Annotated in this window: 29 protein-coding genes; 18 read left to right on the top strand and 11 right to left on the bottom strand. The window is 41.8% G+C overall.

The features are described from left to right. The 3 genes from ACKTT2_RS11815 to ACKTT2_RS11805 all read right to left on the bottom strand — a co-directional run. Window positions 1-1,113: glutamyl-tRNA reductase (locus ACKTT2_RS11815; RefSeq protein WP_407886936.1), on the bottom strand; the 1,113-nt coding region annotated here is incomplete at its 3' end. A 246-nt stretch (window positions 1,114-1,359) separates the two neighbouring features. Continuing rightward, on the bottom strand, window positions 1,360-2,397 hold the full coding sequence (glpX, locus tag ACKTT2_RS11810) for a class II fructose-bisphosphatase (protein ID WP_407886924.1): 1,038 nt from the start codon (window positions 2,395-2,397) through the stop codon (window positions 1,360-1,362). A gap of 319 nt (window positions 2,398-2,716) precedes the next feature. After that, window positions 2,717-2,854, bottom strand: a complete 138-nt coding sequence (locus tag ACKTT2_RS11805; RefSeq protein ID WP_407886922.1) for a hypothetical protein — start codon at window positions 2,852-2,854, stop codon at window positions 2,717-2,719. A 66-nt stretch (window positions 2,855-2,920) separates the two neighbouring features. Between ACKTT2_RS11805 and grxC the strand changes: the two genes are divergently transcribed. From grxC to grxD, 7 genes are all read left to right on the top strand, one after another. Beyond that, window positions 2,921-3,238 carry a glutaredoxin 3 gene (gene grxC / locus ACKTT2_RS11800; protein WP_407886921.1) on the top strand — a complete coding sequence of 106 codons (318 nt, stop codon included), beginning with the start codon at window positions 2,921-2,923 and terminating at the stop codon, window positions 3,236-3,238. A 62-nt stretch (window positions 3,239-3,300) separates the two neighbouring features. Next, complete coding sequence (locus tag ACKTT2_RS11795; RefSeq protein ID WP_407886919.1) at window positions 3,301-3,828, top strand: PM0630 family protein; 528 nt, start codon at window positions 3,301-3,303, stop codon at window positions 3,826-3,828. Between the two features lie 107 nt (window positions 3,829-3,935). Continuing rightward, window positions 3,936-4,421 carry a tRNA adenosine(34) deaminase TadA gene (gene tadA / locus ACKTT2_RS11790; protein ID WP_407886917.1) on the top strand — a complete coding sequence of 162 codons (486 nt, stop codon included), beginning with the start codon at window positions 3,936-3,938 and terminating at the stop codon, window positions 4,419-4,421. A gap of 112 nt (window positions 4,422-4,533) precedes the next feature. Beyond that, window positions 4,534-5,337 (top strand): lysophospholipid acyltransferase family protein, encoded by an 804-nt coding sequence (locus tag ACKTT2_RS11785; RefSeq protein ID WP_407886915.1) that lies wholly within the window; start codon window positions 4,534-4,536, stop codon window positions 5,335-5,337. 256 nt (window positions 5,338-5,593) lie between these two features. After that, a complete protein-coding gene (locus tag ACKTT2_RS11780) occupies window positions 5,594-6,202 on the top strand; it encodes a hypothetical protein (protein WP_407886913.1) in 609 nt (202 codons plus the stop codon). 147 nt (window positions 6,203-6,349) lie between these two features. Further along, window positions 6,350-6,601: a BolA family protein gene (locus tag ACKTT2_RS11775; RefSeq protein ID WP_407886911.1), complete on the top strand. Its 252-nt coding sequence runs from the start codon at window positions 6,350-6,352 to the stop codon at window positions 6,599-6,601. 65 nt (window positions 6,602-6,666) lie between these two features. Then, complete coding sequence (gene grxD / locus ACKTT2_RS11770) at window positions 6,667-6,990, top strand: Grx4 family monothiol glutaredoxin (protein WP_407886909.1); 324 nt, start codon at window positions 6,667-6,669, stop codon at window positions 6,988-6,990. A gap of 287 nt (window positions 6,991-7,277) precedes the next feature. On the opposite strand, the gene ACKTT2_RS11765 is transcribed toward grxD, so the two are convergent. Next, window positions 7,278-7,526, bottom strand: a complete 249-nt coding sequence (locus ACKTT2_RS11765) for a DUF6761 family protein (RefSeq protein ID WP_407886907.1) — start codon at window positions 7,524-7,526, stop codon at window positions 7,278-7,280. Window positions 7,527-8,041: 515 nt separating this feature from the next. On the opposite strand from ACKTT2_RS11765, the gene ACKTT2_RS11760 reads away from it, so the two are divergent. Continuing rightward, on the top strand, window positions 8,042-8,806 hold the full coding sequence (locus tag ACKTT2_RS11760) for a response regulator transcription factor (protein WP_407886934.1): 765 nt from the start codon (window positions 8,042-8,044) through the stop codon (window positions 8,804-8,806). Window positions 8,807-8,848: 42 nt separating this feature from the next. Here the strand turns inward: ACKTT2_RS11760 and ACKTT2_RS11755 are convergent, their stop codons facing one another. From ACKTT2_RS11755 to ACKTT2_RS11740, 4 genes are all read right to left on the bottom strand, one after another. Further along, complete coding sequence (locus ACKTT2_RS11755) at window positions 8,849-9,628, bottom strand: ABC transporter ATP-binding protein (protein WP_407886932.1); 780 nt, start codon at window positions 9,626-9,628, stop codon at window positions 8,849-8,851. A 133-nt stretch (window positions 9,629-9,761) separates the two neighbouring features. Then, a complete protein-coding gene (locus ACKTT2_RS11750) occupies window positions 9,762-10,310 on the bottom strand; it encodes a hypothetical protein (protein ID WP_407886905.1) in 549 nt (182 codons plus the stop codon). A gap of 89 nt (window positions 10,311-10,399) precedes the next feature. Beyond that, the gene (locus ACKTT2_RS11745; protein ID WP_407886903.1) at window positions 10,400-10,861 is read right to left on the bottom strand and encodes a DUF4079 domain-containing protein; all 462 of its coding nucleotides are present in this window, start codon (window positions 10,859-10,861) and stop codon (window positions 10,400-10,402) included. Window positions 10,862-11,053: 192 nt separating this feature from the next. Then, the gene (locus tag ACKTT2_RS11740) at window positions 11,054-11,449 is read right to left on the bottom strand and encodes a DUF1830 domain-containing protein (protein WP_407886901.1); all 396 of its coding nucleotides are present in this window, start codon (window positions 11,447-11,449) and stop codon (window positions 11,054-11,056) included. Window positions 11,450-12,202: 753 nt separating this feature from the next. On the opposite strand from ACKTT2_RS11740, the gene ACKTT2_RS11735 reads away from it, so the two are divergent. The 9 genes from ACKTT2_RS11735 (at window position 12,203) to ACKTT2_RS11695 (ending at window position 22,575) form a co-directional block, all read left to right on the top strand. Next, complete coding sequence (locus ACKTT2_RS11735; protein ID WP_407886930.1) at window positions 12,203-13,792, top strand: photosystem II high light acclimation radical SAM protein; 1,590 nt, start codon at window positions 12,203-12,205, stop codon at window positions 13,790-13,792. Then, entirely contained in the window at window positions 13,786-15,177 is a 1,392-nt protein-coding gene (locus tag ACKTT2_RS11730) for a DICT sensory domain-containing protein (protein WP_407886899.1), read from the top strand. Before ACKTT2_RS11735 ends, ACKTT2_RS11730 begins: the two co-directional genes overlap by 7 nt. Before the next feature lie 241 nt (window positions 15,178-15,418). Then, a complete protein-coding gene (locus tag ACKTT2_RS11725; protein ID WP_407886896.1) occupies window positions 15,419-16,240 on the top strand; it encodes an RnfABCDGE type electron transport complex subunit D in 822 nt (273 codons plus the stop codon). Window positions 16,241-16,303: 63 nt separating this feature from the next. Further along, window positions 16,304-17,626 (top strand): DUF2330 domain-containing protein, encoded by a 1,323-nt coding sequence (locus ACKTT2_RS11720; protein WP_407886894.1) that lies wholly within the window; start codon window positions 16,304-16,306, stop codon window positions 17,624-17,626. A gap of 11 nt (window positions 17,627-17,637) precedes the next feature. Beyond that, window positions 17,638-18,261, top strand: a complete 624-nt coding sequence (locus ACKTT2_RS11715; RefSeq protein ID WP_407886892.1) for a pentapeptide repeat-containing protein — start codon at window positions 17,638-17,640, stop codon at window positions 18,259-18,261. A gap of 210 nt (window positions 18,262-18,471) precedes the next feature. Beyond that, a complete protein-coding gene (locus ACKTT2_RS11710; RefSeq protein ID WP_407886890.1) occupies window positions 18,472-20,067 on the top strand; it encodes a sensor histidine kinase in 1,596 nt (531 codons plus the stop codon). Window positions 20,068-20,248: 181 nt separating this feature from the next. Continuing rightward, on the top strand, window positions 20,249-21,931 hold the full coding sequence (locus ACKTT2_RS11705) for a sensor histidine kinase (protein ID WP_407886888.1): 1,683 nt from the start codon (window positions 20,249-20,251) through the stop codon (window positions 21,929-21,931). A 117-nt stretch (window positions 21,932-22,048) separates the two neighbouring features. After that, a complete protein-coding gene (locus tag ACKTT2_RS11700) occupies window positions 22,049-22,279 on the top strand; it encodes a hypothetical protein (RefSeq protein WP_407886886.1) in 231 nt (76 codons plus the stop codon). Beyond that, complete coding sequence (locus tag ACKTT2_RS11695; protein ID WP_407886884.1) at window positions 22,279-22,575, top strand: type II toxin-antitoxin system VapC family toxin; 297 nt, start codon at window positions 22,279-22,281, stop codon at window positions 22,573-22,575. The genes ACKTT2_RS11700 and ACKTT2_RS11695 overlap by 1 nt, the downstream gene beginning before the upstream one ends. Here the strand turns inward: ACKTT2_RS11695 and ACKTT2_RS11690 are convergent. Continuing rightward, on the bottom strand, window positions 22,496-23,350 hold the full coding sequence (locus tag ACKTT2_RS11690) for a CPBP family intramembrane glutamic endopeptidase (protein ID WP_407886928.1): 855 nt from the start codon (window positions 23,348-23,350) through the stop codon (window positions 22,496-22,498). The two genes, ACKTT2_RS11695 and ACKTT2_RS11690, sit on opposite strands and share 80 nt — an antisense overlap. A 13-nt stretch (window positions 23,351-23,363) precedes the next feature. Next, window positions 23,364-23,645 carry an ATP-dependent Clp protease adapter ClpS gene (gene clpS / locus ACKTT2_RS11685; protein WP_038075846.1) on the bottom strand — a complete coding sequence of 94 codons (282 nt, stop codon included), beginning with the start codon at window positions 23,643-23,645 and terminating at the stop codon, window positions 23,364-23,366. Between the two features lie 182 nt (window positions 23,646-23,827). Here clpS and ACKTT2_RS11680 point away from each other — a divergent pair, with 182 nt between their 5' ends. After that, window positions 23,828-24,172 (top strand): hypothetical protein, encoded by a 345-nt coding sequence (locus ACKTT2_RS11680; RefSeq protein ID WP_407886881.1) that lies wholly within the window; start codon window positions 23,828-23,830, stop codon window positions 24,170-24,172. Between the two features lie 136 nt (window positions 24,173-24,308). Here the strand turns inward: ACKTT2_RS11680 and ACKTT2_RS11675 are convergent, their stop codons facing one another. After that, window positions 24,309-25,481, bottom strand: a complete 1,173-nt coding sequence (locus ACKTT2_RS11675; protein ID WP_407886879.1) for an LL-diaminopimelate aminotransferase — start codon at window positions 25,479-25,481, stop codon at window positions 24,309-24,311. Window positions 25,482-25,540: the final 59 nt, after the last annotated feature.

The raw sequence follows: 25,540 nt of genomic DNA, 5'->3' as shown, positions 1-25,540 counted from the left end.
TTCCGAACCCAATCTCGACAAAGCTTTTTCTAACTCTTGTTCGCGAATTGTCTCGATTTTATCACGCAAACTACTGATAGTTGTCACTGTTTCGAGCGATCGCAACCAAACATCAAAAGCTTCTGATTCTTCTTCCAACAATCCCTCTGCTTCTTGAGCGATTCGGCGGCGACTTTCTTGGTTTTGTGCCACAACTGCCTTCAAATCATCCACATTAAATGCCTGTACGTTCGTCATTTCATTAACATTTGCATGGACATTGCGAGGTACAGAAATATCAATTAGCATCAAACCACGACTGGGTTCTAAAACCATCTCTAGCTTAGCACGGTCGAGAATCGGTTCTGTTGCCGACGTACTTGTAAACACTAAATCGCATTCGGAAATCACCGCTGTCATTTCTGAAAGCAAGCAAGTTCTAATAGATTCTTCAGGAAACTGCTTTGCCAATTCCTTAGCACGTTCGAGAGAGCGATTTAAAATACAAATTTTGTCAGTTCCTTTAGACAACAAGTGTTGTACCAGCAACCGCGACATTTTACCAGCACCAAGAATTGCTACTTGACAAGCGGCTAAGTTGTCCAATTTCATTTGTGCTAGTTCAACAGCCGCCGAACTAATGGAAACCGCTCCCGTACCAATACTTGTTTCGCTACGAACGCGCTTTCCTGCAGTCAAGGATTGTTTAAATAATCGATTCAAAATTATTTTAATACTTTGATATTGCTGTCCCAGTTTGTGAGTATTTTTTACCTGAGCCAGAATTTGACCTTCTCCAAGGACGAGACTATCCAATCCGGCTGCAACACGTAGTAAATGCATCACAGCATCTTGATGTAGCAACACAAACAAATGTTGGCGTAAAGAAGGGATTGGCAATTTACTATGTTCGGAGAGAAATTGAGTGACCTCACGAATACCCTGTTCTGTTTCTTGGGTAACTACATAGATTTCTAGACGATTACAAGTGCTTAGTATTGCGACTTCTTCAATATGGGGATAGCTGAGCAACTGACCTGTTGCGCCTTCAATTTGTGGTTCTGGAATACTCAACTTTTCCCGAACTTCAACAGGGGCTGTTTTGTGGCTTAACCCCACTACCGCTATATGCATAGTTGTCATTTTTTATGTACTTTTTGTTATCTTTGTTAATGGTTAGTTGTTAGTTGTTAGTTGTTAGTAGGTAGTATCTTATTTGATTTATAAAATGCACGTAGGTAGGGCTAATGCCCACCAAAAATATCATGTGGTGGGCATTAGCCCTACCTACAGTACTGAGATTTTTTCACAAATCAGATAAGATTGGTATCGTTAATAGAATTTTCTACTAACTACTAACTACTAACCACTAACTAATAACTATCTCAACTGCAAAGTTTTTGGCTCATCAAACAAATGGACTGTATCGACAAACCGAGCAGTGCGGGACTGGCTGGAAATAACTAAGCTTTGAGTCCTAGCACCACCGTGGAAGAAGCGAACACCCTCCATAAGAGTTCCTGGGGTAATACCGCAAGCAGCAAACAGCACGGTTTGACCAGAAGCCAATTCATCAGCATTGTAAACTCGATCTGGGTCTGTAATACCCATTTCATTGAGTCGTGCAATGTTACCTTCTCGACTTTCTCCAATCAAACCAGTTTTTACGACTTCTGGATCGTAAATCAGTTGTCCTTGGAAATGCCCACCCAAACAACGTAAAGCAGCAGCGGAAATCACTCCTTCAGGCGCAGCCCCAATACCCATGAGAGCATGAATGTTAGTTCCCTCGAAGGCGCAAGAAATGGCAGCAGAAACGTCACCATCGCTAATCAGTCTGACTCTAGCCCCTACTTGACGAATTTCTTGAATGAGTTCCTTATGACGGGGACGATCCATAACGACCACTACCAATTCCTCTACGGAACGTTCTAAGCACTCGGATAGGATTTTGAGGTTCTCACTGGCAGACTTGTTAATATCAACTCGACCGCGAGCTCGAGATGGCGCTGCTAACTTCCTCATGTAGAAGTCAGGCGCGGCAAATAAACCGCCTTTTTCAGAAATTGCCAACACTGCCATAGAGCCGTTTTGACCGTAAGCAACTAAGTTAGTGCCTTCGCATGGGTCAACAGCAATGTCTATTTCAATCAATTCATCGGGATTACAATAACTTTTAGCATCCTCACGAGTACAGATACCAACTTCTTCTCCAATGTAAAGCATGGGAGCTTCATCGCGTTCGCCTTCGCCTATAACGATGCGTCCGCGCATATAAATTTTGTTCATCCGTTCCCGCATAGCTTCTACAGCCACTTGGTCAGCAGTATTCTTCTCGCCTTTCCCCATCCAACGGGAGGAGGCAATAGCGGCTTGCTCAACAACCTCAATGATTTCTAACCCAAGTGTATTTTCCACAAACTCTGCCCTCTCAATTGCTTGGTATTACGTTGTTCTGTAAAATCTATGTTCAGTTTTCAAGTCTACCAAACGGCGGATACCTATGGAAAATAGTATCAACTTACGTCTATGTTAAGTTTTGCTTCTAAAGTGGCGTTAGTGGTTAGTTGTTAGTGATTACTGGTAATTTTTGAAAGCAAATTCTCCTATATTTTATAAGTGTTGTTACTTATTAGGGAGGATCTCTTTACGTGTTATAACCTACGAGATACCAGTACCATCAAAGCAAATCCATCCACTCCGTTAAAATGTTTTTTTTATTAAAAATGTAAAAATTTTAACTTGTGACTGTTCGCAGGTAATATGGCGAGCGTAAATCATTCGTAAAAAACTTAAGCACTGTAGGGTGGGCATTGCCCACAACTAAAGCTTTAATGGTGGGCAATGCCCACCCTACTTGTGTTTCACTGGTCACTGGTCACTGGTCACTGGTCACTGTTTACTGGTGATACCATACAGGAAACATAGTTGAGCGTACACAATGGTGAACTTTATTAATTCTCTTTTAGGTCGCCATCCAGAATCTATCAAAGCAAATGTAGAAATCTATACTTGGCAAATCTGCCCGTATTGTATCAGAGCCAAATTACTTTTGTGGTGGAAAGGTGTCAACTTTACGGAATACAAGATTGATGGGGATGAAACGGCTAGAGCAAAAATGGCAGAACGTGCTAACGGACGCCGTACAGTACCACAAATTTTTATCAACGATCGACACGTTGGTGGTTGTGATGACGTTTATGAGTTGGATACAAAAGGGCAATTGGATGCAATGCTTGCTCAACCTGTAACATTATAAAGCCACGAGTCTTGGTAGAATTACAGACGTGGATGCAGTGACTTAAGAGATAAGGAGAAATTATGCAAGCAAAAATCTTGAAAATTGCGTCAGCGATCGCGGTATTGCTTTTGATACCAGCTTGTGCTGAAGATCCTTCTCAAATTTTCACTGGAACACAACAGGCAATTCAACAAAACTCTCAATCTAATTCCAAGTTGGCTGTTGCCAAAGCAGAATTTGGCATTGTCAACGTCAACCCTCAAGATTACAAAGTTTCTTTGAAACCTACTAACAAAGTGCTATTAAAAAACGACACGGCTTATGGATGGCGCATACAACTTAAGGGCTATCAAGGTCAAGTGACGTGGCGCGAAGTTTATCAATTGCCAAAAGCAGCACAAAGTTGGGGTCCTCCTACTAGTGCTGAATTTTCAGTGTCGCCAGACAAAACACAAGCAACAACGCAGCGTACTGTATACACCAAAGATGGTGTTATTGGTAATACGTGGACTGTTGCACCAGGAGATCCTCCTGGGAAGCACACTATAGAAGTTTTTGTCAATAACCGTCCTGTTGGAAAGTTTGAGTTTAATTTAGTTAGTGGATAACAGTGACCCTCCGGGTTCGCCAGTTCCCTACGGCGGGAGACCCGCCTGCAGGACTGGACTCACCAGTGACTAGTGACCAGTGACCAGTGACCAGTGACAAATGACTCGTGTTAATTAAATATTCAGATTATTTAACGCACAAAAAATGGATGAGTCGCGCTTTACATCTGGCACAGGTAGCAGGTGATGCTGATGAAATACCAGTAGGTGCTGTTATTATTGATTCATCAGGGAATTTAATTGCAGAAGGTGAGAACAAAAAGGAGCGCTATAAAGACCCGACCGCTCATGCAGAAATTCTTGCTATTAGGGAAGCATCTCAAAAGTTACAAACTTGGCGTCTTAATCAATGCACTCTATACGTGACTTTAGAACCTTGTCCTATGTGTGCTGGTGCGATAGTTCAGGCGCGTGTAGGTCTTTTGGTATACGGAGTTGACGATCCAAAAACTGGAGCAATTCGTACTGTTAGTAACATACCCGATAGTGCGGTTTCTAATCACCGATTGCACGTCGTTGGAGGTATTCTAGAATCTAACTGTCGTCATCAGTTGCAAGTGTGGTTTGCTAATCGGCGACGAGTTTCTAACTAAAGGACAGAGGTAAAACTGTCCAATTGGTACTACTCAAGTCACGGAAGAAAATCTACGGTGTATCTAGTAAGAGTTTTAAGCGCATTTTACCTAACAGTTAGTAGCCACCGTCATGATTGAGCAACACTCTGCCTTTGATTCATCTCGTAACACATCAGATACTATGCCAGCAAACCTCATGGTGGCTCATTCTACTACCTCTCGGGTTTGTCCTTGGCTAAGCCCACTCATGTATTTACTGGGACGGCATTTTCTCATGCCACTTTTCTTTGGACGGATTAAAATTACCGGACAAGAAAATCTTCCTAAAACAGGTCCTGTTATCCTCGCCCCAACTCATCGGGCGCGGTGGGATGCTCTACTTATCCCTTATGTCGCTGGTCGTTGCGTTACAGGTCGAGATTTACGCTTCATGGTCACGATTAGTGAGTGTCAAGGTCTTCAAGGCTGGTTTGTTCGACGTATGGGCGGTTTTCCTGTCGATCCTCAACGCCCGTCAATTTCAACTCTCCGTCACGGGGTTAATCTTCTTCAGAATGGAGAAGCTGTCGTGATTTTTCCAGAAGGTGGAATTTTCCGCGATGACGAGGTACATCCTCTAAAACCAGGAATTTCTCGTTTGGCTTTAAGTGCTGAATCGGGCGATAAGCCGGGTACGGCTTGCGCCAAGGGCGAACGCAATCTCGGTGTTAAAATCGTACCTATTGCCATTCACTACAGCCAGCCTTGTCCCAGTTGGGGTACAGATGTAACTATTCACATAGGTTCCCCGCTAGAAGTAGCACATTACACTAGTGATTCTGTTAAAAAAGAAGCTAAACGCCTCACCACCGATTTAACAAAAGCACTTCAAAAATTGAGTCATCAAGAAGCAGAACTTACCCAACACAGATTTGCGGAAATTGCGAATGGCTAATGTTAGTGACCAGTGACCAGTGACCAGTGACCAGTAAATAAATGCAACACCCATTTGCGGAAATTGCTAATGGCTGATGGCTAAGGTCAGATTGGTAAATGGTAGTACTAGTACGGTGGGAACTCGATTTTATTGATTTTCAGTCTAAAACAAAGAGACTTAACATATAGCTTTACTTTGTGAAAGTACAAAACAGAGTTAAGATACCCGAAGTTTCAATAAGTATTTTCTTGAGTTAGTACTCCACTTTACCCCCATGAAATTTTTTCTCCATGTTCCTTTAATTCGCCTCACTTCTCTAGCAGGGGTGCTAGCTTTTTGCTTGCTATCACCCGTTGCTGCTCAAGTACAACTTCCAGGGAGTTCCAACCAAGTTCAACCAATCGATCCCAACGATCCCAATACCCTTCGTCCAACAGGGCAAAACAACAGCTTATTAAGTATTGACGGAGGGAAGCGTCTGATGACAGAAGCAAGTAATGCCGTCTCATCCCAAAATTATGATACAGCCGCTAAAAAACTTCAAGAAGCCAGAATTGTTTTTAATCAGCTATCCAATTTTTATCAGGATTTGAACTCTAGCTTCTCAGGAATTGATAACAGAGTGGCTGATACTCAACGCAAAAAGGCGCTAGAAACAGCTCAAATGAGAGATGAAGCAACCTACCAGCTTGCACTCGTACATCGCGCACAAAATAAACCAGAATTAGCAGTACCGTTACTGATTCAAATTATTAAAAGTCAAAACCCTACACGGGATTTAGGTAAAAAAGCTTATCAGCAATTATTGGAGTTAGGTTTTGTAGACACTCCAGCGCGAGGTGGTGGTGCAACCTCTTCTACTCCTTCCCCAGCTAAAAAATAGTCCCATCCAGACCACGAAGAACACACTCGCGATCGAAACAGTTTTGGCGAATAGAATTATATTCGCCAACCCTTCCAAAAAATATCAGTCCAAGCAGTTAAAATCCATAATAGGAAGATTAAATAAAGTAAGGTTCTTATAAACGCGATGATTAGTCCGCAGCAAGTTGAGGAAATGATTAAGGCTGAACTGCCAGATGCCGTAGTTCAAGTGCAAGACTTGACTGGAGGCGGTGACCATTATCAAGTTACTGTCGTGTCATCGCAGTTTGCTGGTAAGGGACTAGTACAACAACACCAGTTAGTTTATGGTGCAGTACGGCAGGCTATGTCTACTGAAGCTATCCACGCCCTAGCACTTAAAACTTTTACTCCAGAGACTTGGCAAAATAGTCAATAGTTACTGGTCACTGGTCACTGGTCACTGGTCACTGATTAATTATATTTAGGATAAGTACAAAAACAATGACTCCAGAACTCAAAGAACAACTTGATACATTAGTAAACCAAAACAAAATTTTGGTGTTCATGAAAGGAACCAAACTCATGCCCATGTGCGGTTTCTCTAACAATGTCGTTCAAATACTGAATACGTTAGGTGTTCCTTTTGAAACAGTGAATGTCTTGGACGAGTACGAAATTCGCCAAGGCATTAAGGAATACTCCAATTGGCCAACAATCCCTCAAGTCTATATCAATGGAGAGTTTGTCGGTGGTTCGGACATCTTACTCGAACTTTACCAAAAAGGCGAGTTACAGCAAATGGTAGAAGTCGCATTAGCATCGTAGAAGCCAATAGGGATTAGGGGGGTAGGCAGTGGGGAGATGAGAAGTGAGTCTATTCTGTACTTATCTCCCCAATCCACCCATCCACGCATCCACGCATCCACGCATCCAAAATCGATTAATCCAAAATCCCCTCAGCAGATTGTTATAGTACAGGTTTGCTAAGGGGCTAAATTAGGCTAAAAAAACTTCTCTAAAATTTTGAGTCACTACCAAGTTGTAACAAAGCAGATAATATGCTATAATCATCTGCGTTGATTTGATATAACTACGAAACTCTGTATTGGGTTTTAGTAGTAATCAGGCAGGGGTTGTGTTTGTGTCATTGTAAAGTTCGATATATCGTGTAAGTAGCGACTTGCTTCCTCCTCTAAGCGATGAATCAGATATGGTTCAATGGCATTACTGTGACGCAGCGCGGCTAGATAGCCATCCAAATACATCCGCATATCATCCATGCGATAACCGCGATTCCATAGCTCGACGAAGGCGTCAGTCAGTCTTTGGTAATAGCGAATGGTTTGTGTGTCTTGGAGCATAACGGCTGTTGAAATCTGCTTGGAAAAAAATTGTAGTCGATCTAGAACCAGATGTGAAGTCTCACGTCTAGTTTTGCATTAGCGAACCGATATTGATATCTTCCTCTTTGGGGAAAATCCCAAGAGCTATCTACAAATTATCTAGATCCTATTCCATAATTTGAGGAATAGGGTTGAGTGGTAAGTTATTGTTATATTTCTCGCAACGATAGCGCGACTCATATTAGGGGTAGAGTACATCAGCAGGGGATTCTTTGCGATTAATTGCGATCGCAACATCGGTAAGCAACACTCTATCCATAGCAGGCTATTTAACAAAAAGTAATTTTAACAAGTCTAACAAAAATTTAAGAATATTACTAATTTGGCTTGAAATCAGGCATTGATTAGACACCTTACCCGTATAAGTATTGGTAAATTTGAAGCTAATAGCGACTGAAGTAACAAGGGTTACAAAACCTAACACATATGCTTTGTTACCTTGAAAGTCATACATAATGAGGGGTCTTGCCACCGTGGGTTCGGTTTGTATTGAAATCGTTGAGGGAAATCCCCATCTGAGGTCATTGCTAGGCTGGCACTTGCAACAACTGGACTATCGGGTGCATCAAGCTGCAAGTATATATCAAGCTAGGGAAGTATTCTTAAGCCATCAGCCAACACTAGTTATTCTTGATGCTGATTTACCTGATGGAGATGGGATTGAATTTTGTCGTTGGTTGCACCGTCAGCAGCAACCTTTAATTCTCATGCTATCGGCGAGAAGTAATGAGGCTGACATAGTTGCTGGGTTAAAAGCAGGGGCAGATGATTATCTCAGCAAACCTTTTGGAATGCAAGAATTTTTGGCAAGAGTGGAAGCACTCATTCGTCGAAAACGCACGCCTGTTGCACCTGCTTACCTGGATTATGGCGCTTTGCAAATTGACCTGGTACAGCGTCGAGTTCGTTACCAGGGAGAGTTCATTGACTTAACACCACAAGAATTTAGTTTGCTTTATGTTTTAGCGCAAGCTGGAGGTGTACCTTTAAGTCGGTCAGAACTTTTGCGTCGTGCTTGGCCAGATGCCATCGATAACCCTCGCACCATAGATACACACGTTTTATCCTTGAGGAAGAAAGTGGAATTAGATCCGCGTCAACCCAGTTTAATTCAAACTATCCGTAATGTTGGCTACAGATTTAATATGGAAGTTCTTAACTCTAATACTTCACAATCAACAACCAAAATACCTAAGGAAAGATTTCACAATCAACAACGGTCAACGGTTAGTGGTTAGTAGGTTGGGTTGAGGAACGAAACCCAACAATCCATACAGTGACTAAAATTCAAACTCATCTTGAGCTTTGGCTATTGTTAAATTCTCTTTTACATTAGCCCAATTTATATCGGGTTGTTTTTGATTGCAAATCAAGCGACCTTGCTGTAAATATAGCAAGCACGTGCAAAACTCTTGGCATACATCCAATTGATGATTGACCATGAGTATTGTTGTTTGCTGGTTTTGAGCAAGCTGGCATAACACTTTTACCACATGTTCTGCTTTGTCCGCATCGAGGGCTGATGTTGGTTCGTCTAATAACAAGATTTTTGGTTGAATGACTAAACCACGGGCAATTGTTACGAGTTGTCTTTGTCCGGCGGAAAGTTGTACCTCTGTCCGTCCCAACCAATCATCTGGAATTTGTAACTGTTCTATCCAATGAGTGACACGTTGTTGAATGGTCTGTTTTGGTAAACCTCGTAAAACGAGAGGATACTCCAACGCCTCTGTTACTGTCATCCCCAAGAGTTTAGCTTCTTGTGGAACTAATGTAACTGACGAACGAAGTTGCAAGACAGGAATTTGACGATATTCTCGCTCCTCTAGATAGATTTTGCCACTTGAGTATTCACTTAAACGGTTTAACACTCGTAACAAATATGTTTTGCCTGCACCGGAAGAACCAGTAATCGCTATGCGATCGCCTTCAAATACCTCAAAAGAAATATCCTGTAGTATAGGGTAGCCTAACTGTTCGCCTTTCTTCTGAGTTTTTAAACTAGCAAACAAGCTAACTTTTTCTAAGCGTAGTAGTGCTTTGGGAGTAGGTTGTCCCATTTGCGAATCTTGCTGAATTTTCAACTTTAACCATCCTCGCCTGCCTTTTCTAATGCACGAGCGAGGACGCCCATGCCACAAAAGCTACAGGTCTTGTAATTGAGCCATGTTAGTTGACAGCCCACTCCAGACTTTATTGTATGCCAACTCCAGCAACGGCTGTAGTAATTGTCCAGGCATCAACTAAGAGTAGCAGCAGTGTAAATCCTAATAAAATTAAATACATCCAAGGTTGAGCCAAAGGATAGACATCTGCCGTATCTATCCCTGTTTTTTCTTGAACAATTTGAACTAAACGGGCAAATCCTACGATTCGCATGGGAAGTAAGTATGCCTTCCCATCCTCAGAAAGAAAATAGTAAACTAATCCACCCTGTCCCGTAGTTCGGGGTTTTAAACTTTTAACCTCAGCCCAAGGTAAAGACCATCCTTTGCGGAAAAAACGCGGTACCCATTTAGGATAAGTTACCTGAATTCCTCGGTCATCCACAATCACCCGTTCGCTTAATGCTGCATACAACGCTATCAACCCGATAGCAATCCCTACCCACAGCAACACTGGTGCTACGGGCGCGTTTGTCACTTGCGCTAAGAAAGGTAATGGTGCGGTCAGCGCTACGTATAAAGATAAAAGAGTAATTCTAATTAAAGGTGAGAGACGAAAAGTAGAGGATGATTCCATTTTTGGATTTGGGTTGCTATAACACTCCTAATCCCACACTAACCAAAAATGCTCGTTTTAGTCATATGCTTTCAAAAAGCAGTCAAAGACTAAGGTAAATACTTTTGTACTATACTCCATCCCGTTAGCGATACCCAGATAAAAGCAAATAATAGCATGATATTTGTTCCAACATGAAGGCTCTTAGCCCAAGGACGCTTGGTATTAATCAGCAAAGCACTACTGGCGGAAAGTAAAACGAGTAAAACTGCGATCGCGCCTGCATAAAGATGTGGAGAATGACCCAAAGAACCGAAGTGACCGAGAGTCCCAATGATACCAATGAGTAACAGTAGCAGTACTAAACTTACCATACAACTGCCGATAAGCAAATGAAGAGCGCGTAGATCCTTATTATCTGTGGAACCCTGAAAGATAAAAGGAAGACGTTCCGATGTTCTGCTAAAAAACATCCAAACTCCTGTAAATGCTAGCAGCACGTAAGCCAACAAGGACAAGCCCATCGACCATGCTGCTATTTTCCATAACCAGACAAAAGAAGGTAGATCCATAGTTGGGGATTGGGGACTGGGGACTAGGGACTAGGGACTAGGGACTAGGAATTGGAGACAGGAAGAGATAGCACTAACTAATTGAATTGCTGTTCCATTTCCCAATCGCCAATCGCCAATCCCCAATCCCTACTTACAAAAATAAAAGGGCTGCTGAGTACAGCAACCCTCAAACTAAGCAAATTTGTTTTCTTAATCGACAGATACTAAACCAGCGACATTTCGAGATTTGATAGAATCTCCAGTTTTTGTATGAATGGGTTGAACAATTGGTTTTTTATGAAAAGGATCTATTTCTGATTGAGAGTTGTTTGCTAACTCATAGTTATTAGGTTCACTAATGACAAGGCGATCGCACGGAATTTTATCCGATAAAATTGCACTAGCCATCATACCCGTGTGAATCTCTAGATGAGCTTCCCTGGGTGCTTCAAACACTAATCGTTGTCCGGGAAAAACGACTCTTTCAAAGTACCAATTAGGAATATCTGAAATGCGTGCCACTTGTATTTTACTCGTGGCATTCACGTAACAGCAGAAAAGTGTAGCCGATTGCTCGGGTGGTAGAGGATCTAATATTTGAGCCATAACTGCTGAGGAGCTTTATTTACGCCACTATTTTATATTACATCATATAAAGCTAACACTTATTGATCCCCATATGTTGTAACTCCGACTACCATATGAACTTTTACACACGATTTCTACCTTAAGGTATGCCGGAGATATGAAAAATTTGTAAAAATTTATGCCTTTTATGCAATTCTACATTATACGCAAGCAAATACACTCTCCGTATTTCTTAAAAATTCAATCTATCAATGCTTCAATTGTCTGTTTTTTAGCTGAAATCTAGAAGTTATTACTGTGGAGCGTTGTATTTCTTAAACAAGCCGGGATACTATTGTAAAGATATGAAAATATTTTGTAACCAATAACCAGTGACCAGTAGTTAGTAAATTCCTGTAATGAAAAGTAGGACGTTTGAATAATGTATTAATTTCTTTTTCTCTAAATAAATAGGAAGGGTATACCACTTTTAAATTATTCCTCAAAAATTTTAACTACCGTAGGTAGGGCTAAAGCCCACCATATGTCATGGGATCTAAAAACCACCGTTCCCTACTCCCTATCCTCTAAGAAGCAAAACAATTCAACAAGATGAGAATAGAAGTGAAAATGTCAAGTAAAATGAGAGAGAGGACACAAAACATAACAAAACTTCTATAGAAGCCGTCTTACTAGTACAAGCCGACAGAAATGAGGCAACCACTACAGTGGCTTCTCTCCTTCTTACTTCTGGTGAATTGTACTCGTGCTGTGTCCCCAATCAAAGGCAATATGAAAGCCAAGACACCTGTGATGGAAAACCGAATTCTTTACGTCCGCCTTCCGTGTAACCCTATCTTTCCTATTGGGGTTGTCTATCTTTCAGACCACGTACACAAACTGTTCCCTAGTATCGAGCAGAAAATTTTTGATTTAGGAACAGTGCCACCCATAGATTATACCACCGCCCTAGATCGGTGTATTGATGAATTTAAACCAACACTGCTCGTATTTTCCTGGAGAGATATCCAAATTTATGCTCCTGTTGGTGGGCGTGGCGGTAACCCATTGCAGTATTCTTTTGAATTCTTTTATTCAATGAATCCCTTTGTAAAATTACATGGGGCATTGGGCAGCTTGCGGATGCTTGTCAGTTATTACACCGAACTGTGGCGTAACTTAGATTTAATCAAGCGTGGATTAAAACGCGCTCGACAATACAATCGAGATACTCGCCTTGTAGTTGGCGGCGGTGCAGTCAGTGTATTTTACGAACAACTGAAAACAAGCTTGCCGAATGGGACAATTGTTTCTGTGGGAGAAGGGGAAACTCTGCTTGAAAAACTTTTAAGTGGTAGAGATATTCGAGATGAACGTTGTTATGTGGTGGGAGAGACACAACCACGCCCGCGTCTGATCCACGAACAACCGACTCCATTGGAGAAAACGGCTTGTAACTACGACTATATAGAAAGTATTTGGCCAGAGTTTAGTTACTATCTTCAAGAAGCTGACTTTTACATTGGCGTACAAACCAAACGCGGTTGTCCCCACAACTGTTGCTATTGTGTTTACACCGTTGTTGAAGGAAAACAGGTTCGTATCAACCCAGCTGATGAGGTGGTGGCGGAGATGCGCCAGCTATACGATCGCGGTATACGTAACTTCTGGTTTACAGACGCCCAGTTTATCCCAGCTAGGAAATTTATCGACGATGCTGAGGAACTCCTACAGAAAATTGTTGATTCTGGCATGACGGATATACATTGGGCGGCGTACATCCGCGCCGACAACTTGACACCAAAAATGTCTGAGTTGATGGTGAAAACTGGTATGAACTACTTTGAGATTGGGATTACCAGTGGTTCTCAAGAACTGGTTCGCAAAATGCGGATGGGTTACAACTTGCGAACAGTCTTGCAAAACTGCCGGGATTTAAAAGCAGCAGGATTTAATGACTTAGTTTCTGTGAACTACTCGTTTAACGTTATTGATGAACGTCCGGAAACGATTCGTCAAACTATAGCTTACCATCGGGAACTCGAAAGGATTTTTGGTGCTGATAAAGTCGAACCTGCTATCTTCTTTATCGGGTTGCAACCCCACACTCATTTAGAAGAGTTTGGTTTTAAAGAGGGAATTATCAAACCAGGTTGGAATCCTATGAGTCTCATGCCATGGAATTTCAGAAAACTTCTGTGGAATCCCGAACCTCTTGGTTCCTTCTTTGGTAAGGTTTGTTTGGAAGCATGGCAACGCAATCCAAATGATTTTGGGCGAGAAGTCATGACAATCCTAGAAGAAAGGTTCGGTTGTGCGGATTTAGAAGAAGCTCTTTCCGCACCTATTGAGAGTAAAGAAAAACTTAAAATCCCATGTTAGAAGGCTCAATTTTACAAAAACTGGAAACAGCTCATAGATATAGTAAAAGACCAATCCAATTCGGTGTTTACTACAAAAATACTTTAGTCTCGTTGTGTCACGCTTTGGAAGACCACATCTTGGCAGACGAGGGTAAGCCCTTAGTCATCACAGCCTTCCAACAGGGGAAGTGGTACTTACAAGAAGCGGAAAGATATGCAGATATAGCCCAAAAAGCTAGTCATATTGCCATTATGGCAGCTGCGGACAGTGGGTTTGCCGAACATTCAACCAGTCAGTTACTTAATATCAGCTTAGTACCATTAAATACAACAGACTCAGTGGCTCAAGAATGGCATCTCATTATCCTGTCGCCGGGATACACGGCAATGGTGATTTGTCAAGAGTTAATGGAAGCTGATTATGGTTCTAGCGGACTACCTGCATCTGACATAGAACGAAAATTCTATGGGTTGTGGACTTTTGAGCCAGAATTGGTACAGGAGACAGCAGAATTAGCGATCGCTCACATTGAAGGATACAATCCAGAATTAGCGACAAAACTTAGGTCATACCAAGAAACCATTCACCCCAGCTGTGCCACACTAGAAAACTTAAGTGAGGTCACTGCCCGTATCGTAGATTATCTCCAAACTGGGCAATACGACTTACCAGATTATACAACAACTCGCCATCAAGCACTCGATCGCAACTTAGTTTCTAACGAAATCCAGGCATTTTTGCGGATGGCACAAATTCTAGATGCATCGGATATTAAAAACCCAAACGCAGCATCAGAAGTTGTGGCACTTGCCGAAACAATGGGGCAACTTCTAGATCTTCCCGCATGGCAAATGAAACGCCTGCGTCTTGCAGGTTGGCTGCATCGTATAGATCCACTACAAAAAGCAGAAAGTATTTTGCCTCCAGGGACATATACTCGATACCAACAAGATGCACCCAGTTGTCCCCTGACTTGTCCCCTAGTCCCCGGTACGCAAGTCTTACGAAGAATGCCAAGATTGAGAGCGATCGCACAAATTATTACACATCAAACCGAGTGGTGGGATGGAACGGGAGAACCTGCTGGATTGGTAGGAGATGAAATTCCTTTAGAGTCAAGAATTTTAGCACTCGTCGCCGATTTTCAGTGGCGGGCGAACAAGAAAAGAACCACCACAATTAACCGAGAAGAAATCTTTACCCAAGCCCTAGAAGAATGTAGAACACTCCAAGCGCATCGTTTCGATCCGAAACTTATAGACACGTTAACCTTACTAGTGATGGGTTTGCAACAAGGACTCGATCTACCTCAGTTACTACCCAAAGTTAGCAGTAGTATGTGGCTGTTAGATAGTAAGCTAACCGTAAGCAGTAACCAGTTAACAGTGACCAGTGACCAGTGACCAGTGACCAGTGACCAGTGACCACCTTACCCTCGTTCCCAGGCGGAGCCACCCTAGTTCCCAGGCTCCGCCTAGGAATGACTACGCGGAGGCTCCGCCTCCAGTAAACTAAGGTGGGCAATGCCAACCAACATCTGGTCACTAATTCTGTAACAAATTCTGTAACAATGACACCATTACAGTAAATTTCGGTATATAACCAAGAACAACCATTTAAGAGAAATCCCCGTCATAGCGGGAAATGCTGTTTAAAGATATACGCGATTATCAAATTCTTTTTCTCGCCTCATTCCTAATTCTTGGGATTAGAGCGAGAGACTGGACATTACAACCGCAGTTAATTTTAGTATTAATTGTTACTTGTGTATTAACACAATGGTCTTTGTCATTAGTCATTGGTCAATTGTCAGCCAAAGAACAAACCATAAGTCTCCGAAGTGCCATCATTACCTCCCTCGGACTCAGCTTACTGCTAAGATCTGACCATTGGGAAACAATGGCTTTCGCTGCAGCAAGTGCGATCGCTAGCAAATTTATCTTTAAAGTTGATAACAAACACTTCTTTAACCCCGCCAATTTTGGCATCATTTCTGCCTTAACACTAACTCCCGATGCATGGGTTTCGCCCGGACAGTGGGGAGAAGACTGGTGGTATGGGTTGGTATTTGCTGGAACAGGAGGTATGATTCTTAAGCGAGTTGGTCGTTGGGATACGACAGCAGCTTACTTGATTACCTATGCTGGGTTAGAAGCAATTCGTAATATTTGGTTAGGCTGGACTTGGGATGTTTTTTGGCATCGACTTATGAGTGGGTCGTTGCTGTTGTTTGCCCTGTTCATGATAACAGACCCTCGCTCAATTCCTAACTCAAAAATTGGGCGCATGGTTTGGGCTGCGTGCATTGCATTATTAACCTTTATTCTACGAAATTATTTCTACATTCCCACAGCAGTTTTTTGGGCATTATTTGCCATTGCTCCATTAACTATCTTGACAGACATTTTGTGGTCAGCACCACGTTTTTATTGGTCAAGTCAGGGGTCAGTGACCAGTGACCAGTGACCAGTGACCAGTGACCAGTGACCAATGACCAGCAGTCGGTGACAACTAACAACTAACAACTAAATGAAACCACATCAATTTATCATTTCATTACTACTAACAATTACAGTTGCTATTAGCTTTGCGCCTCCTGCTTGGGCTTTTTGTGGATTTTATGTTGCTAAGGCTGATACTAAACTTTATAATAAAGCGTCTCAAGTTGCGATCGCAAGAAGTGGAGCTCGTACTGTTCTAACGATGGCAAACGACTATCAAGGGGAAGTCAAAGATTTTGCAGTTGTCGTACCCGTACCCACTGTACTGCAAAAAGACCAAGTTCGAGTTGCTCCCCCTAAAATTCTCGAACGTTTGGATGCTTTTAGTGCGCCGCGATTGGTAGAGTATTTCGACTCTAACCCTTGCGCTCAAAATTACCCAGAAGCCTTGGAAGCTTTACCAGTTCCAGCGCCTAGAAGTACAGGCGCTGCTAGGAGAGAACGGAATGATAGTTTAGGTGTGACTGTTGAAGCCCGTTTTAACGTTGGTGAATATGATATTGTAATTCTGAGTGCCAAAGAATCAGGCGGATTAGAAACTTGGTTAAATCGTAACGGATACAAAATTCCCAGAGGGGCGAAACAATTACTTCAACCTTATATCCGTCAAAGAATGAAGTTTTTTGTTGCCAAAGTCAACTTAGATAAATTTGAAGCAACAGGATATCAGTTTTTGCGACCATTGCAAATTTCTTATCAATCGCCTAAATTTATGCTACCAATTCGTTTGGGAATGATTAATGCAACAACCGAGCAAGATTTAATAGTCTACATTTTATCCCCCAAAGGACAAGCCGAAGTCACAAATTACCGAACTGTCAAAATTCCATCAGATGCAAATATACCATTGTTTGTGAAACAAGAATTTGGTAGCTTTTACAAATCCATGTTCCAAACTGCTTATACGCGAGAAGATAAAAAAGTAGCTTTCTTAGAATACACTTGGGACATGAGTAATTGCGATCCTTGTTCTGCCGATCCTCTCAATCGTGAAGAACTCAAGGAAGCAGGCGTATTTTGGTTGGATAATGTCTCACCAGAAAATAGACTAGTACCCCGTCCTAGAGTTGTGCGTCCTCCTATTCTGTCCGATAATGTTTTTATAACCCGTTTACACGTGCGTTATACCCGCAATAAATTCCCTGAAGACTTAATGTTTCAAGAAACCTCTAACCGCGAATCTTTCCAAGGACGATATATTTTGCAGCATCCTTTTACAGGTGAAATGAACTGCGAAATGGGTAGACAATACAAACAGTCTTTGCCGAAACGTTATGAAAGAGAAGCTCAAACTCTTGCAAAACTTACTAATTGGAACATTCAAGAAATTCGTAACAAAATGAAAGGATAGGAAGCATTTCTATGAACATAGAAGAAATTCGTTTGGGACAACTCAAACACTTACCCGGTGCTTCTTTAGAAGACGAAGATTTATCAAATCTCGATTTAAACCGCATTAATCTTGCTGGTGCAAACCTTGTCGGTGTAAATTTTACGGGTTCTAAACTTGAGGGCGGGCATTTAGAAGGCGCTAATTTAATGGGCGCAATTCTCGTACAAGCTGACTTGCGGGCAAACTTAATGGGAGCAAATTTGATGCAAGCAGATTTAACAGAAGCTGACTTGCGAGGTGGTAACTTCCGAGGTGCCAACTTAATGGGGGCGAGATTGAGTGAAGTATCTTGTGCTGGTGCTTTTTTAAGTGGTGCGAATTTAATGAATGTTAACTTACAGGGTGTTGACTTTCGCGGTGCCGATTTGCGCGGTGCGAATTTAACTGGGGCAAATCTTAAAGGTGCAGATTTAAGCCGTGCAGATTTGCAAGGCGCTTTGTTAAGTGAGGCAAATTTAGAAGAAGCCGATTTGCGAGGGGCAAATCTTGCAGGGGCAAATCTCACAGGCGCGAATTTACTCTGTGCTGAATTAGATGGTGCTAATTTGAATGGTATTAATTTGGAAAGGGCGTGTTTGGCTACGGTACAGTAGGGTGGGCAACGCCAGCCAATGTCGAATTATGGAACTGCTAACCAACATTGAACAGTGGGTAACTTCCACTAATGTTGAATGGTGGGCATTGCCCACCCTACTACCAAGACGTTTATTACTAAATATTGTTAAGTAATTATACTAAGTTATATATTACACGAGTAAGGGCATACTGACTGTTAGAAGCCAATGTTTGGAGAAGAAGTCAGTATGAACGTGAATGTAGCAGTCGATTTAACAACCCCAGGGCAATTGCCTTCAAAACTGGTTGACACAGAAGGCGTTACTAACACTTCTTTGACAGACGACAAAGTAACAACCCCTAACAGCAGCGCCTCAGACACTTTGGATTTACCAACTGTTCTCAAGCTTTACCAAGAGTTACAAGATCGTGTTCAACAGCTAGAAGAGACATTAGCTTTATCCGATGGGCAATATCAAATCTTAGAATCCATTGCTCAAGGAAAGCCTCTAGCAATTGTTTTAGAAGAATTAGCCCTGTTAATTGAATCGAAATCGAAACAGGAAGTCTATTGTTCCTTTTTATTTGTTGAAGATGGCAAACGGTTGCGGCATGCTGCAGCACCCAGTTTACCTGAAGAGTATAATGCAAAGATTGACGGCATCGAAATTGGACCAATGGTAGGTTCCTGTGGTACAGCCGCTTATCATAAAGCTTCGGTGATTGTAGAAGACATTGCTACAGATCCGTTGTGGGCAAAATTTCACATTGCGTTGGACTATGGTTTGAAAGCCTGTTGGTCTACACCTATTCTTTCAGCAGACGGAACAGTGTTGGCAACCTTTGCAATGTACCATCCTTTCTGCTATAAACCAACTAACCACGATCGCGAACTCTTAGCAAAAGCAACATACTTAGCACGAATTGCAATTGAACGTCATTTAGTAGAAATTACCCTCAGACAGCAAGCCAAAGAATTAGAGCAAGCTTTAAAGAATCTCCAGCAAACCCAGATGCAACTCGTGCAAAAGGAAAAAATGTCAGCTTTAGGAAACCTTGTCGCTGGTGTTGCTCACGAAATCAATAATCCTGTTGGGTTTTTATCTGGGAATCTACCACCAGCACAAGACTATGTGAGAGCTTTATTTAAGCTACTCGACCTTTATCAGCAAGAGTACCCTCATCCCAGTGAAACCATTGAGCATGAAATTGAAGCTGTTGACTTAAATTATCTCCGAGAAGATCTGCCTAAACTTTTGGGTTCCATGCAAGTCGGTGTCAAGCGCATTCACAATATCAGCACTAGCTTGCGTACCTTCTCCCGCGCTGATAAGGATTACAAAGTTCCTTTTAATATCCAAGAAGGGCTTGATAGTACGCTGCTGATTCTGAAACATCGGTTAAAAGCTAACGATGACCATCCGGCAATTGATGTAGTGACTCAATATAGAGATTTACCAATAATTAATTGTTTTCCCGGTCAACTTAACCAAGTTTTTATGAATATTCTAGCGAATGCGATCGATGCTTTAGAAGAAGCAAATCAAGGGCGTAGTTTTACGGATATCGCTGCTAATCCCAACCGAATTACGATTCAAACACTCCAGTTAGATGACAAGTGGGTAAAAATTCAGATTGCCGATAACGGTACGGGTATGACTGAGGAAATTAAACAGCGTATCTTTGATTATCTTTTTACCACTAAAGCTGTGGGTAAGGGAACTGGGTTAGGGTTAGCGCTTGTGCATCAAATCGTTGTGGAAAAGCACGGCGGAGAAATTGAGGTGAATTCTGTATTGGGACAAGGAACTGAATTTGCGATCGTATTGCCACTAATCACCTGACCAGTGACCAGTGACCAGTGACCAGTAATCACCTGACCAGTGACCAGTGGCCAATGACAGTAAACTTTAAATCTCTAAGAAGTCTTCATAATTTCTACGTAATAATACAGTATTATTTTTCCAGTTATAATGTTATTAATCCAACATAAGACAAATAATACTTAAGCATCTATCAAAAAAAATGAGATCCTCAGAAAACTCAAGTCAAATTCTGGGATTGCGATTGCAGGAAGATACACTAGAACAGCTAGAAGCAAACCATAATTTGCTAAAAGCCCTTACTATCGCCCAATCTCAATTTATAGTTGACGCCAATCCACGTGTTTTATTTGACAATTTATTAGACAATCTTTTAGAACTGACACAAAGTGAATACGGTTTTATTGGAGAAGTTATTTATACATCTAATGCCCAACCTGAGTTAGAAGCACATATGAAAGTCCGAGGTCAGCCTTATCTCAGGACTCACACCATCACCAATATTGCTTGGAATGATGAAACACGAGGTTTTTATGAAGAAAATTCCCCACAAGGGATGGAATTTCACAATCTCAAAACACTCTTTGGAGAAGTCTTGGTCGCAGGTCAACCCGTAATTGCCAATAATCCTGCTACCGATTTCCGACGGGGAGGGATACTCGAAGGTCACCCACCTCTAAATGCGTTTTTGGGTTTGCCTTTTTTCTATAAAGAAAACCAATTACTGGGTATGGTAGGAATTGCTAACCGTCCTGGCGGTTACGATAAATCTTTAATAACCTACTTAGAACCATTTTTGGTGACTTGTCGCAACGTTATAGCTGCTCACCGTAATGACAAACGTCGGCAACAGGCAGAATCCGCATTACTTCAACGCACAATAGAACTTCAGCAGGTACTCGATCAATTATTACAAGAAGTTGTTGAACGCAAACAGGTAGAAAACGCATTGCGTGAAAGTGAAGCGAGAGAACGTCAAAAAGCGCTCGAACTTCAAGAAGCAATAGAACAGCTAAAACGCACCCAAAGTCAATTGGTTCAAACCGAGAAAATGTCTAGTTTGGGACAATTAGTGGCAGGTATTGCTCATGAAATTAACAACCCTGTCAATTTTCTTTGTGGCAATCTTAGTTATGTGAATGACTATACCAAAAGTTTGCTTGCTCTTATTGAAAAATATCAACAATATAATTCTCATCTCCATGAAGAAATTGAAGATTTTTTAGAAGAAATTGATTTAGATTTTATCAAACAGGACTTACCAAAAGTCATATCTTCGATGAAATTCGGGGTCGATCGCATTTATGATATTGTTGTATCGCTAAGGATTTTTTCTCGGTTAGATGAAGCAATTATTAAAACTGTCAATATTCATCAAGGTTTAGAGAGTACATTACTCATATTACAATATCGGTTGCAACCAACTTCACAACGTAAAGAAATTCAACTCATTAAAGTTTACGATCGCTTGCCTTTGGTTAAATGTTATGCTAGTCAGCTAAATCAGGTATTTATGAACCTACTAGTTAATGCTATAGATGCCGTAGAACAAAGACTTGAAAAGGCAAAGCAAACAGGTGAAGATTTCTATCCTCAAATTCAAATTCGGACTGAATTACTAGAGAATGAAAGAGTAGCAATTCATATCACAGACAATGGTGTTGGGATTCCAGAAGCAGTCAAGCACCGTATCTTCGACCCTTTCTTCACAACTAAACCCGTTGGTCAAGGTACGGGGTTAGGCTTAGCCATTAGTCATCAAATTATTGAGAGACACCAAGGTGAATTGCGCTGTCTGTCAACAGTGGATCGCGGTGCAGAGTTTATTATTGAGATTCCTTTGAAAATACAAGGTCAGAGGTTAGGAGTCCCTGAAGACTGCTGAGTGAGAGGTTTGACGCTGAGCTAAAAAGTTACTAATATACTCTTGGTCAAAAACTTGTCTGCTTAATACTAGGGCTTCTTTTGCTAGAATTTACTCAAGTTGATTAGGGAAGAAATTGTGACTTTACAAGAGGTTCTAAATTTAGCCAAGCAGCTTTCCAGTGTGGAGAAGGTGCGTTTGATACAGCTGCTAGCACCCGATATAGAAAGCGAGTTAGTTAGCAATACTCCTACTCCTCGTCAATCATTGTGGGGTATTTGTGCTGACTTAGGGCAAGCGCCTTCAGCAGAAGAAATTGATACAGTCCGTAGTGAGGAATGGGCTGATTTTCCACGAGGTGATATTTGATGTTGCGTGCTGTTGCTGATACCCATACAGTTATTTGGTACATTTTTGGTGATTCACGACTTTCAATCACAGCAAGAGAGACAATTGCACAAATAGCAGCTAATGGTGAGCAAATTGCCTTTTCCTCGATGACTTTAGCTGAGATTGTTTACCTAAGTGAGAAAGGACGTATTTCTTCATTAACGTTTGAGCGATTACTAGCTAATGTTGACACAACTAATGCTGTTCTGGTTGATGTTCCCTTCGACCTAACTTACTCGCCCGTCCCCTCACCCACAAAGCTAGAACAGCCATAAACAACAATCCCATTATTCCAGCTAAAGGATTCTTATTCACACCAGTGACCCAATCTGGTACTTGTCCGGAATATTTAATCAAATTCCCAACATTAATAATATAGTAACCCCAAGCCAAACCTCCATGTAAACCCATTGCCAAACCAAGGCGTCCCCGACACCAACGCTTACTCCATACCTGCGTTAACCCTAAGAGAACTAAAGCAGGAAATTGTGGAAATGAGTGAATAATTGCCTCTAAAGGCTTAATAAAATGCGAGACAGCAAATAGAACTGCATTAACCCAAAGACTTACACTTGGGCTGTAGTCCCGTTGCAACTCATCCAATAACCAGCCTCGAAACAGGAGTTCTTCAGCAAACCCTATCCCCAGACCTATAATTAAACTTTCTAAAACAATTCTCAATAAAAAAACATTGGGCTGTTGCCAAACCAACCAACCCAAAATACCTTCTATGCCAAATAAAACTAAAACACAAATAAATCCAATAGCTAACCCACGGAACAGTTCTACAGCGTTCTGGCGCGTAAACTCCAAGCCATAACGCTGTAGTATCTGAGGCTCATTGTAAACGTGCTTGCCCCACAGCTTAGTCAAAATTATAAATTCGACATACAGCAACACCATTGTCACAATGCTGACTAAGTTAGTGTCGCGTACATACAAATAAAATGGAGTAGCGAGAGGCAACCACAGGATTAGCAAGCACAAGATAAAGCAACCCAACCTTACAGGGGCGGGACTTTGAGACAAACGGTGAAGTTCTGCTTTCAACAACTGTTGTGTTTTACTCTTCAGGTTCTATTGTGCTGGTTAAACCATGATTTTTCAACGTTTCACAATAGAACTCAGCATGTTCTTGAGCGCAGGTAATCACCAAGGCAAGACCATTGGTATGTGCTTCCATCATGATACTAACAGCTTGAGGCTGAGTCAGATTAGGCACAGTGGTCAATAGAACTTGGACTACGTACTCCATAGGGTTATATTCATCGTTATGGAGCAAAACTTTATATCGAGGCGCTAGCTTGCGCGATGTTGAACGCTTTTCTAGGGTTTCGACGGACACGGCTCTTTGCTCTTCTTTTACAGAATTACGACAATGGAAAATTATTGAAATAATTACTTAACACTTGTTAATCTATTCTATAACATAGCTATACAACAAGTGTTCAATTTTTTGCATTTTAAATTTTTTGTTATGTATGAAAGTAGGGGCTAGGGGTCAGTTTTTCCCGCCTAAGTTGTAACATGGACGATCGCCCGAACTTTCAACCCGGTCAAATTGTATCCTTAGAGCATGGTAACGCGAAGTTATATGCAGAAGTTATTCAGGTGGTAACCTCTCGTCAGTTATGTTGGGTGCGTCCTTTACTATTGGTTACCTTCACTCAAGAGGACTCTCTCATAACTGACTTACGGGATGCATCCGATTTGCTTTGGTCTATTGGGTTATTTCAACCTGCTTTAGATGTAGAAGTCATCGGTTTGTTAAGTCAGGTTCTGGGTAAGGAACCAAAACCCGGACATGACACTATCGCCAAGCAACAACTCAATCAATTTCTTCACCAAATTTGGCGATCGCAGAATGGGTGATTGGCAATTGGCGATTGGGGAACTCGGGGCCCCCTCTGGGGATAAGGGGCAATGGCGATTGGGCATTAATTGTTAATACTTCCTAGTCACCAGTCCCTAGTCCCCAGTCTCCAGTCCCCAGTCCCCAATCCCTTCCTCAAGCATACCGAATTCCCGCTTCACGCATCCGTTCGAGAGCTTCTTGAATGCGTTCTTCTGGAAGAGTCAGGGCTATGCGGAAAAAACCTTCCCCCGATTCTCCATAACCTATACCAGGAGCAACAATAATGCCACATTTGTCAAGTAGTAATGTGACAAATTCTGTAGAGGAATACCTTTGAGGAACGGGAACCCAAAAATAGAGGGTAGCTTTGGGTGCTTCGATAGACCAACCTAGCGCTCGCAATCCTCGAACAAGAATTTCACGTCGTTTTTGATAAACTGATGAAACAGACTTAAGTTCTTCTTCACTTGAAGAAAAAGCCGCGATCGCACTTGCTTGAATTGCCCTGAACACTCCCGAATCGATATTACTCTTAACCTGTTTTAAAGCACCAATAGCTTGAGCGTTTCCAGCAACAAATCCAATTCGCCAACCAGCCATGTTGTAGGACTTAGACAAACTGTGAAACTCAATTGCTATGTCTTTTGCTCCAGGAATTTGCAGTATACTCGGCGGCTTGTAATTGTCGTAGGCAATTTCTGAGTAGGCGTGGTCGTGGCACAGCAAAATATCGTACTCTTTACAAAAAGTAACCAATTCCTCAAAAAATTCTAAAGTCGCGATCGCACCTGTGGGATTGTTAGGGTAATTTACCCATAACAACTTACTCTTGCGAGATATGTCTTCTGGAATAGAAGTTAAATCGGGTAAAAAATTATTTTCCGCCTTGAGAGGCATGGCATATGGCTCACCTCCTACGAAAATTGTAGATGTCCGATACACCGGATACCCAGGATCGGGAATCAGGGCATAGTCTCCTTCCTCCACAAATGCTAGAAACAGATTATGGATAGCTTCTTTAGAGCCGATAGAGGAAATTATTTCTTTGTTTGGATCTAGGTCTTCTACTCCGAATCTATGTTTCATCCACCAAGCAGCTGCTTCACGAAAATCTTTTGTCCCCTGATAAGGTGGGTAAGCGTGAGTAGAAGAGTCGTTGAGTGCACTATGCATAGCCCGAACGACGCGCTCGAGGGTCGGTTTATCTGGATCGCCTTTTGCCAGATTGATGATATCGACGCCCGACGAGATGAGTTCTGCTTCTTTGCGATCGATTTGGGCGAACAGATAATGGGGAATTTTTTCTAAGCGTTTAGCAAGCTGCATGGCAACTGTTTCAGACTACTGTATGAATACTATACAGTGACCACCTGACCAGTGACCAG

It is taken from the genome of Scytonema hankhaensis NUACC26 (assembly GCF_045865695.1).
GTDB lineage: Bacteria > Cyanobacteriota > Cyanobacteriia > Cyanobacteriales > Nostocaceae > Scytonema.
The sequence above is the reverse complement of the archived record's forward strand: the minus strand, read 5'-3'. Positions and strand labels throughout refer to the sequence as shown.

Coding starts and splice junctions, on each gene's coding strand:
- grxC (WP_407886921.1), top strand. CDS start 2,921: ATGGTGAACTTTATTAATTCTCTTTTAGGTCGCCATCCAGAATCTATC.
- ACKTT2_RS11715 (WP_407886892.1), top strand. CDS start 17,638: ATGAACATAGAAGAAATTCGTTTGGGACAACTCAAACACTTACCCGGT.
- ACKTT2_RS11710 (WP_407886890.1), top strand. CDS start 18,472: ATGAACGTGAATGTAGCAGTCGATTTAACAACCCCAGGGCAATTGCCT.
- grxD (WP_407886909.1), top strand. CDS start 6,667: ATGACTCCAGAACTCAAAGAACAACTTGATACATTAGTAAACCAAAAC.
- ACKTT2_RS11785 (WP_407886915.1), top strand. CDS start 4,534: ATGATTGAGCAACACTCTGCCTTTGATTCATCTCGTAACACATCAGAT.
- ACKTT2_RS11725 (WP_407886896.1), top strand. CDS start 15,419: ATGCTGTTTAAAGATATACGCGATTATCAAATTCTTTTTCTCGCCTCA.
- ACKTT2_RS11705 (WP_407886888.1), top strand. CDS start 20,249: ATGAGATCCTCAGAAAACTCAAGTCAAATTCTGGGATTGCGATTGCAG.
- ACKTT2_RS11735 (WP_407886930.1), top strand. CDS start 12,203: ATGAAAGCCAAGACACCTGTGATGGAAAACCGAATTCTTTACGTCCGC.
- ACKTT2_RS11730 (WP_407886899.1), top strand. CDS start 13,786: ATGTTAGAAGGCTCAATTTTACAAAAACTGGAAACAGCTCATAGATAT.
- ACKTT2_RS11740 (WP_407886901.1), bottom strand. CDS start 11,449: ATGGCTCAAATATTAGATCCTCTACCACCCGAGCAATCGGCTACACTT.
- ACKTT2_RS11755 (WP_407886932.1), bottom strand. CDS start 9,628: ATGGGACAACCTACTCCCAAAGCACTACTACGCTTAGAAAAAGTTAGC.
- ACKTT2_RS11775 (WP_407886911.1), top strand. CDS start 6,350: ATGATTAGTCCGCAGCAAGTTGAGGAAATGATTAAGGCTGAACTGCCA.
- ACKTT2_RS11695 (WP_407886884.1), top strand. CDS start 22,279: ATGTTGCGTGCTGTTGCTGATACCCATACAGTTATTTGGTACATTTTT.
- ACKTT2_RS11750 (WP_407886905.1), bottom strand. CDS start 10,310: ATGGAATCATCCTCTACTTTTCGTCTCTCACCTTTAATTAGAATTACT.
- ACKTT2_RS11765 (WP_407886907.1), bottom strand. CDS start 7,526: ATGCTCCAAGACACACAAACCATTCGCTATTACCAAAGACTGACTGAC.
- ACKTT2_RS11675 (WP_407886879.1), bottom strand. CDS start 25,481: ATGCAGCTTGCTAAACGCTTAGAAAAAATTCCCCATTATCTGTTCGCC.
- ACKTT2_RS11745 (WP_407886903.1), bottom strand. CDS start 10,861: ATGGATCTACCTTCTTTTGTCTGGTTATGGAAAATAGCAGCATGGTCG.
- ACKTT2_RS11795 (WP_407886919.1), top strand. CDS start 3,301: ATGCAAGCAAAAATCTTGAAAATTGCGTCAGCGATCGCGGTATTGCTT.
- ACKTT2_RS11720 (WP_407886894.1), top strand. CDS start 16,304: ATGAAACCACATCAATTTATCATTTCATTACTACTAACAATTACAGTT.
- ACKTT2_RS11680 (WP_407886881.1), top strand. CDS start 23,828: ATGGACGATCGCCCGAACTTTCAACCCGGTCAAATTGTATCCTTAGAG.
- ACKTT2_RS11780 (WP_407886913.1), top strand. CDS start 5,594: ATGAAATTTTTTCTCCATGTTCCTTTAATTCGCCTCACTTCTCTAGCA.